General features: G+C 61.9%; 5 protein-coding genes and 2 pseudogenes. All 7 read right to left on the bottom strand.

Features of this window, described 5'->3' with window-relative positions:
* The coding region (locus AAC083_RS01015; RefSeq protein WP_258224579.1) for an NCS2 family permease at window positions 1–798 on the bottom strand (798 nt) is incomplete at its 3' end.
* A gap of 399 nt (window positions 799–1,197) precedes the next feature.
* A complete protein-coding gene (guaD, locus tag AAC083_RS01010) occupies window positions 1,198–2,514 on the bottom strand; it encodes a guanine deaminase (protein WP_108535660.1) in 1,317 nt (438 codons plus the stop codon).
* A gap of 72 nt (window positions 2,515–2,586) precedes the next feature.
* Window positions 2,587–2,727, bottom strand: a pseudogene (locus AAC083_RS01005) (xanthine permease XanP); the annotation flags it as partial.
* Window positions 2,728–2,767: 40 nt separating this feature from the next.
* Window positions 2,768–5,665 carry a molybdopterin-dependent oxidoreductase Mo/Fe-S-binding subunit gene (locus tag AAC083_RS01000; RefSeq protein WP_219927855.1) on the bottom strand — a complete coding sequence of 966 codons (2,898 nt, stop codon included), beginning with the start codon at window positions 5,663–5,665 and terminating at the stop codon, window positions 2,768–2,770.
* Complete coding sequence (ygfM, locus tag AAC083_RS00995) at window positions 5,662–6,408, bottom strand: molybdopterin-dependent oxidoreductase FAD-binding subunit (RefSeq protein WP_258224578.1); 747 nt, start codon at window positions 6,406–6,408, stop codon at window positions 5,662–5,664. The genes AAC083_RS01000 and ygfM overlap by 4 nt, the downstream gene beginning before the upstream one ends.
* A gap of 110 nt (window positions 6,409–6,518) precedes the next feature.
* The gene (ssnA, locus tag AAC083_RS00990) at window positions 6,519–7,847 is read right to left on the bottom strand and encodes a putative aminohydrolase SsnA (protein ID WP_108535659.1); all 1,329 of its coding nucleotides are present in this window, start codon (window positions 7,845–7,847) and stop codon (window positions 6,519–6,521) included.
* Between the two features lie 30 nt (window positions 7,848–7,877).
* Window positions 7,878–8,411: pseudogene (locus AAC083_RS22730) on the bottom strand (putative selenate reductase subunit YgfK); the annotation flags it as partial.

Genomic DNA, 8,411 nt, shown 5'->3' with positions numbered 1-8,411 from the left:
GTTTGATGCCACCGCCCGTATGGTGCCGGTGGCATCAAACACCGCCGTCATCACCAGCGCCAGCACGCTTGGCAGCACCAGCGGCGAGAGGGCCCCCATGATATCCAGAGTGAAGATGAGGGACTTGCCCTGCTCATCGGCAAGACTCGGCATGGCAAACAGCCCCTGATAGGTCACCGCCGGATCGAAGATGAGGCCGAAGAGGGAGATGGCGATGATCACCAGCAGGATCCCGCCCGGTACTTTCAGCTTCTCCAGCCCGACGATCACCGCAAGGCCGATGAGGGACATGATGACCGGCATGGAGGTAAAGGCCCCCAGTGCCACCGGTAGCCCCTCCAACGGATTCTTGATGACCAACCCCACCCCGTTGGCGGCAATCAGCAGCAAGAAGAGACCGATCCCGATGCCGGTGCCGTGGGCAATCCCCATCGGCAGGTTGTCGAGGATCCAGCTACGCACCCCGGTCACCGAGATGGCGGTAAAGAGTACCCCCATCAGGAAGACGGCACCGAGCGCCACCGGAATGGGGATCTGCTGCCCCAGCACCAGGCTGAAGGCGGTAAAGGCGGTGAGCGAGATGGCGCAGCCGATGGCCATGGGCAGCTTGGCCCAGAGCCCCATCAAGAGCGAACCAAAACCCGCCACCAGACAGGTGGCGACAAACACGGCGCCGGGGGGAAAGCCCGCCTTGCCAAGCATACCCGGCACCACGATCACCGAGTAGACCATGGCAAGGAAGGTGGTGAGGCCTGCCAGTACCTCCTGCCTGATATTGCTGCCCCGCTCGCTGATCATAAAGTAGCGATCTAGAGCCGCGAGCGGCTGTTGCTTTGGTGCGCTCTTGCCGGCGTCATCATTGGCCAGCGGTTCCACGCTGTTTGTCCTGCTATTTGCTTGGGTCATACCCAACTCCTTCACACGCGCCTGAGTGTTCCATGACGAAATGGCGGCAGGATCTGTGGGTCTGCCGAGCGCCAGTCTGGTGAAAAACAGGCGATGTCGGCAGAGAGTGCGACAGACAGACCAGGAGAGGCAGCCTTGACTCAAACGTTTGCCTTGCTGGTCAAAAAAACCGGGCCATTTCACCTTCTGTTGCGGGGAAACATGCCCCGCTCTTACTTGGGTGTTGGCCTCCCTGTGGGCACGCCAACCACCGTATCCTCGTGGCTGCGCCGTGGCAGCCCCCTCCATCCCCTACCCCCGTTCATGTACCAGTTGGCCATCCACATAGGTGCGGTAGATGGATCTGTCATCCCCCAACGTCAGCAGCACAAAGAGCTTGTCCCGCAGGGTGGTGGAGTTGTCATAACGCAGCTGCTGCAGCGGGGTGGCGACCGGGTCGAGCACCACGAAATCCGCCTCCTTGCCCAGCGCAAAGCTGCCGATCTTCTCATCAAGCCCCAGCGCATGGGCGCCGCCCAGGGTGGCCAGATAGAAAGCCTGATAGGCCGAGAGCCGCTCCCCTTGCAACTGCATCACCTTGTAGGCCTCGTTGAGGGTCTGCAGCATGTTGAAGGTGGTACCCGCGCCGATGTCGGTGCCCATCCCCACCTTCACCTGCTTGCGCCACGCCTTGTGCAGCTTGAAGAGGCCGCTGCCCAGATAAAGATTCGAGGTGGGGCAAAACGCGATGGTGGAGCCGGTCTCCTTCAGGCAATCCCACTCCTGCTCTTCCAGATGGACGCAGTGGGCAAAGACGCAGTTGTGGCCGGTGAGGCCATGCTGGTGATAGACATCGAGATAGCCCTGATGCGCCGGGAACAGAGATTTGACCCAGGCGATCTCCTCCTTGTTCTCGCACAGATGGGTGTGCAGATAGGTGGTGGGAAACTCTTCGCGCAGTCGCCGCGCCATAGTGAGCTGCTCGGGTGTCGAGGTGGGTGCAAATCGTGGTGTGATGGCATAAAGCAGGCGACCATTGCCGTGCCAGCGCTCGATAAGCTGCTTGCTCTGCACATAGCAGCTCTCGGCAGTATCAAGCAGATAGTCGGGGGCGTTGCGATCCATCATCACCTTGCCCGCGATCATCCGCATATTGATGCGGCTCGCCGCCTCGAACAGGGCATCCACTGACTCGGGGTGGACGGTGCCGAACACCAGCGCCGTGGTGGTGCCGTTGCGCAGCAGCTGCTTGATAAAGAAGGTGGACATCTCGCGGGCATACTCGAGATCGTTGTAGCGCCGCTCGGCCGGGAAGGTGTGACTGTTAAGCCACCCCAGCAACTGCTCACCGTAAGCCCCCACCATCTCGCTCTGGGGGTAGTGAATGTGGGTATCGACAAAGCCCGGCACTATCATCTTGCCGCGGTAATCGCGCACCCGCACCTCGGCCGGAATGCGATCCCGGCCCTCTTCCCACTCACCGAACCAGTCGATGCAGCCGTTGCGAATGATCAGCAGCCCATCCTCGACCAGACGCGCATTGGGCTCAATCTCCTCGGGTTGATCCACCACCCGGGTGATGTCGAAGAAACTGCCGCGCACCGCTTTGACAGAGTTGTCGTTTTTCATAACCGTGTCCCTGTTTCTTTTGTTCTGTTGACGTTCTTGTGGCTTTAACAATCAGGTGCGATCGACTTGAGGCACGATCAGCTCCTCGTGCAGGCCATCTTTCTTCATGGCACCGCCCAGGGCGATCATCACGGTCACGAAGGAGAAGTTGACCGACTGGATGGAAAGCAGGCCCGATCCTATGGGGTCATAACGGTTTACCTGCAGCCAGGTGCTGGGGGCGAGCTTGCGCCCGCCCCTCACCTTTTCTTTGTTATGCCGACACGTTGTGCTCCAGCTTGCCCAGTTCGCGCAGGATCTGCTCCGGCGTGAAGTGCCACTTGCGCAGCCAGACACCGCAGGCGTCGTGGATGGCGGTGGCGATGGCGGGCGCGGCGCCGTTCACCCCGATCTCCGAGATGGACTTGGCGCCGTAGGGACCAACCTTGTCATCACTCGGCACCAGGAAGGCCCGAAAATCGCGCGGAATGTCGCCAATCTTGGGCGCGCCATAGCTCTTGAGATCCCGGGTGAGCGGGATGCCCTTGCTGTCGTAGCAGATCTCTTCGGTCATGGTATGGCCGATGGCCCGCATGGTCGCCCCGTAGATCTGGCCGAGGGCCAGCTCCGGGTTGATAGGCGTGCCGCAGTCGAGCAGAGCGTAGAACTTGTCGAGACGGATCTCGCCGGTTCTGACGTTGACCGCCACCTCGGCGAAGTTGGCCCCATACGGGAAGGCGAGCTCAGAGGTGATGTAGCTGGCGGTGCCCACCAGAATGCCGAAGCCGGTACCGGTCTCCGCCTTGTGGGCCAGCTTGGCGAGGCTCACCTCCCCCAGCTTGCCGCGCACTATGCCAGGGTGAACCAGCTCAACATCCTCCACCGGCTCGCCCAGCATGGCAGCTCCATGGAACAGGATCTTCGCCTTGAGATTCTCGGCCGCCATCTTGGCCGCATTACCGGAAAAGCAGGTACCTGACGAGGCGTAGGCCCCCTTGTCGAACAGGGCGTGGTCAGTGTCGCCAGAGATCACATGCACATCGCTGAGCGGGCAACCGAGCACCTCGGCGGTCAGCTTGGCGACCACGGTATCGAGGCCGGTGCCGATATCGGCGCCACCGGAGTGGACGATAAAGGTGCCGTCCGATTCCAGCTTGACCATGCAGTTGGCCTGATCGATATCCGGGATCCCCGATTTTTGCATGATGATGGCGACGCCACGACCGATGCGCCAATCCCCGTCAGCGGGTTTGGGGCTGTCCCAAGCGAGCAGCTCACGACCCTGTTTGAGGATGGGTTCCAGAGCGCAGCTGGCGGCGTGGGGCACCGAGGTAGGCATCTTGCCCTCGCCGATGGCACCCAGCACCTTGAGGATGTCCCCTTCGTGCACCCGGTTGTGCTCCACCATGTCGAGCTGATCGATCCCCAGTTTCTCGGCAAGTTCCGCAATGGCCATGGTCAGGGCGAAGTTACCCTTGGGCGCACCGTAACCCTGATAGGCGCCAGTTGGACAGATGTTGCTGTAGTAGGTGTTGACGGTAAAGCGCACGTTGTCGCACGGATAGAGCGGCAAAGAGAGCGCAGGACCATTGCTCGGCACCGTCAGGGAGTGGTTGCCGTAAGGACCGGTGTTGGCACGAAAATCCATCTCGATGGCGGTAATGGTGCCATCTTTTTTGGCCCCCACTTTCACCTTCACCTTGGCCACGTGGCGGGAGGTGTTGCTGATGAACTCCTCTTCACGGGTGTAGCGGAAGGTGACCGGACGGCCGGTGACCTTGGTCGCCCAGGCGCACACCTCTTCCAGCAGGATATCCTGCTTGGAGCCAAAGCCGCCCCCTACCCGCTCCTTGATCACATGCACCTGATGCTGCTTCATGCCGACGATGCGCGCCACCTGACGGCGCACGTGCCACGGCACCTGGGTGGAGGCGTGGATCACCAGACGATCCCCATCCATGTAGGTAAAGCAGATGTGCGGCTCGGTCGGGCACTGCTGGGCCTGAGTCGACTCGTAGGTGCGCTCGACAATCTCGTCCGCCTCGGCAAAGCCTTTGGCCACATCGCCGATCTGGCCATGGACGCTGGCGGCCAGGTTCTCGTGCGGGCGGGAGCCGATGGGGAAGTTGATGATCATGTGCTCGTCGCCACGGCGCACCGAGCAGGCGTTCTGCTGCTCGAGATCCGCAGGCGCACCCGCCATGTAGACGATGGGTTCGTCGTGTACCAGCGATGCATTGGGGGCCATCGCCTCATCGATGGTCATGACCGCAGGCAGCACCTGATACTCGACCTCGATGAGCTTGAGCGCAGCCAATGCGATCGCTTCGCTCTCGGCCACCACGGCGGCAACCCTGTCACCTACGTGGCGCACCTTGCGGCTGAACATACGGCGATCCAGCGGTGACGGCTCGGGAGCACTCTGACCACCCGGTGTGTAAAACACATCCGGACAGTTGAGGTGGGTGATGACATGCACAACCCCCGGCAGCGCTTGCGCGCGGCTCACGTCGAGTTTGGTGATCACCGCATGAGGATGGGGACTGCGCAGCATCTTGATGATCAGTGCATCCTCGGTAACCCTGTCCTCCACGTAGCAGGGCTTGGCCTGCACCATTTTGGCGGCGTCCACTTTCGGACAGCTCTTGCCGATATGGCGCAAATCGTCGCGAAACTCGGGGGCGATCTGGCACAGGTAATCCGGGTCCTTGAGGCGCGAGCAGGCGAGCTCGATGGCCTGATAAAACTGCTGATAACCGCCATCGCGGTGAAACAGGCCCGAGAGGGCATCGTCGATTTGATCACGGGTGGGCTCGGGGTGGCGATCAAGCAGGTCGGTGACGATGAGCGCGGCGGCCGGATCGTTGTAGCCGGACTGCACCACGCCCACATCCACCATCGCCTGCTGCACCAGACTGAGCTGGTTCCAGCTGCCCAGCGACTCGGCGGTGCGCACCTGCGCCCCCTCCAGCTGGGCGGCGATCAACAGGGAGGCGTTGATCACCTTGCCGTTGAACAGGATGGCGTCGGAGCCGGCAAAGCCAAAGCCGTCGTCGCTGTTGCGCACCGAGTGCATCCGGCACTGGTTGAACAGCACCCGCTGGGCATTCTCGCCAGCCGGGGTGATAACGGTGCGCAGGGCACCGTTCAGTGTGAAGTTAAGTTCCATCATGCCTGTACCTCCTGCTGCTGACACTCGACCAGCAGATCCGCCACCACTACCCCGCTGATATAGCGCTTGTAACTTATGCTGCCCGCCAGATCCTCACGGGGCGAAATCAGCTCGCTCACGGCGGCCTCCAGCGCGGCGTCGTGCAGATCGCGGCGCTCCACGTCACGCAGGCGCATCGGCTGCGGCGTAACACCAGCAACGGCGACCCGCATCTCACCAAGGGCATCGAGGGCCACGGCGGCGGTCATTACCGCCAGACCATCGGCGTTGCGGCTGATGCGGCGAGTGGCACAACGCAGCGCAGGCTCCGGCAGCACAACTCCCAGTACCAGGGCATTGCGCTGACCCGCCAGATAGGCGTCGATGGGTTGCAGTTGGTTGTTCTCCAGCACCACCACGGCTTCGAGCACCAGCAGTACCGGCAGCAGCGGGGAGTCCTGCTGCTGGCAGGCAATTTCGCCGCCGAGGGTGGCCTGATTGCGCACATGGCGGGAGTAGACAAACCCCAGCGCCTCACACAGGGCGGCCGGGGTGCGGGGATCATCTTTCAAGGTCTGCAGGGTGACGGTAGCGCCGATATGGAGCTGGCCCTGCTGCTGTTCAATCTGGTTCAGTCCCAGCTGTTCCAGCGAAATGGCCACCTTCTTGTCGGTGCGGGTCGGGGCGGCGTTAAGCTTGCTGCCGCCCCCCATGTAGACGGCGTCGTTGCCAAAGCGGGCCTTGAGTTCCAAAGCCTGACCCAGTTGCTCGGGTCAGAAGAATTGCTCAATCATGTGTCGTCCTTACTCTTGCTGCCCGCCGCCGGGGAATTCCACAGGGTGGGCAATCCGGTCCAAAACTGTGGAAGGTGGCCTTAGGCCAGCTGATCCATCCGTTGCCACAGGCGGCTCGCCACCTTGCTGGCCTGCTGATAAATGGGCGCGACATCGAACGGGAACTCGCGGTCCTGATAGACCATGCGCCCCTCCACCATCACGCTATTGACGCTGGCAGATCCCATGCCGAAGGCGAGATGGCCACCGAGGTTGCGCGGTGCCAGCGGGGTCGGTGCGTCGTAGTCGAAGAGTGTGAGGTCGGCCTTGTAGCCCGGCTCCAGGCGGCCAAATTTGGCGCCGAAGTTGCGTTCCAGCAGGGTGTTGCCGTTCCAGAGGAAGCGGGCAAAGCTGTCAGGCCACAGCGCGCCACCAGCATCCTTGTGCTTGAAGTAGGCAAACTTGAGCTCTTCGAGCATGTCGGAGCCGATGCCGTCGGTGCCGAGCGCCAGATTGCGATACTGTGGCAGGTGCATGTTGTAGCCCACGTGGTTGTTCATGTTGGAGCGGGCGTTGTGCACCAGGAAGGCATCGCGACTGTTGAGCAGCTCGATGTCGGCCGGGCTCAGGTAGATGCCGTGGGCCACCAGGGATTTGCTGTCGATAAGGCCAAATTCGTCCAGCCGGGCGATGGGCTCCTTGCCATAGTGGTGGTGGCCGTGGGCCATGTCGTAGCGGTCTTCCGCCACATGGATATGCAGACCGCGACCGGTGACCTGCACCGCTTCGCGCAGCATGGCCAGCCCCTCGTCGGGCACGGTGAAGGGGGCGTGGGCGCCGATGTGCGCTTCCACCAGATAGGGTTCGCTCCCCTTGGCCTTGGCGGCATCGATCTGTTGGGCGAACAGGATGTTCTCCTCCACCCCGGCCTGCAGCTCGGCGAGGCCGCCGTTGCGATCCGTGGTCTCGAAGCAGGTCATACCGCGCAGACCCGCCTCCACAAACCCTTTGCGTAGCACATTCAGAGAGCCCTTGATGAAGTTGGGCGATGCGTGGTGGTCGATCACCGCACTGCAGCCGCTCTTGATCGCTTCCAGCGAGCAGATGAGACCGCTGTAGTAGAGGGACTCTTCATCGAGCGCCCGATCGAGCCGCCACCAGAGGTTTTTCAGGGTGGAGATAAAATCCGGGCAGGGGGCGATGTTGGCCATGATCCCCCGCGACAGGCCGGAGTAGAAGTGGTTGTGGGCACAGACGATGCCCGGCATCACCAGCTTGCCGCCCATCTCCCGATAGTTGGCCTGTGGGTAGAGGGCCCGCAGATTGGGCCCCACCGCTTTGATAAGCGATCCTTCGATGGCGATATCCACCCCTTCCAGCACCAGAGGCGGCTCCAGCTGGACGGCGGTGACGTTCTTCAGAATAAACATGGTGTGCTCCTTCGCTTATTCGTGGTTCGCTCAGACCTCAACGGCCCCCAGCAGGTAGTGGTGATGAGCATGGACATGGCTGATGATGCGGCACATGTCGCCAAGGGCTGCTGGCGCGTCCTTGATCCGGCTCTGGGCATCGATGGTCAGGCGATAGGTCTCGCCATCCTGACGTACCCGCAGCTCACCACACCCTTCGCCGGTTTGGGCCAGATAGAAACCGGGGTTGCGGCTGTTGTCGAAGTCCTCGGGCAGGCTGAAGATGGTGACCTTGTCCTGATAGGGCTTGCCCTGCCACGGGCAGAACTGGGCGCAGTTACCGCACTCGTTGCAGTAGGCATCCAGGTGCAGGGTCTGAAACTCGTCCTTGAAACCCGGCACCGCGATGGCGACGTTGGCCCGGTTGGGGCAGACATCCACGCACTTGCTGCAGAGGTAGTTGCACTCGAGGCAGCGGTGCGCCTCTTGCGCCACAAAGGCCTCCCGCTCGCCCTTGTCGACCATGGTGACGGCGATGCTCCCCTTGCGGCGGTAGATCTCATCCTTGCCCGACGGCTGGACAGA

This window comes from Aeromonas sp. HMWF014, from assembly GCF_963878295.1.
Taxonomy (GTDB): domain Bacteria; phylum Pseudomonadota; class Gammaproteobacteria; order Enterobacterales; family Aeromonadaceae; genus Aeromonas; species Aeromonas popoffii.
Note: the sequence above shows the minus strand (reverse complement) of the source record. Positions and strands in the feature narration are given on the sequence as shown.

What these genes read in the sequence shown, in the direction of transcription:
- guaD (WP_108535660.1), bottom strand. Translation starts at nt 2,514, where the DNA reads ATGAAAAACGACAACTCTGTCAAAGCGGTGCGCGGCAGTTTCTTCGAC.
- AAC083_RS01000 (WP_219927855.1), bottom strand. Translation starts at nt 5,665, where the DNA reads ATGATGGAACTTAACTTCACACTGAACGGTGCCCTGCGCACCGTTATC.
- ssnA (WP_108535659.1), bottom strand. Translation starts at nt 7,847, where the DNA reads ATGTTTATTCTGAAGAACGTCACCGCCGTCCAGCTGGAGCCGCCTCTG.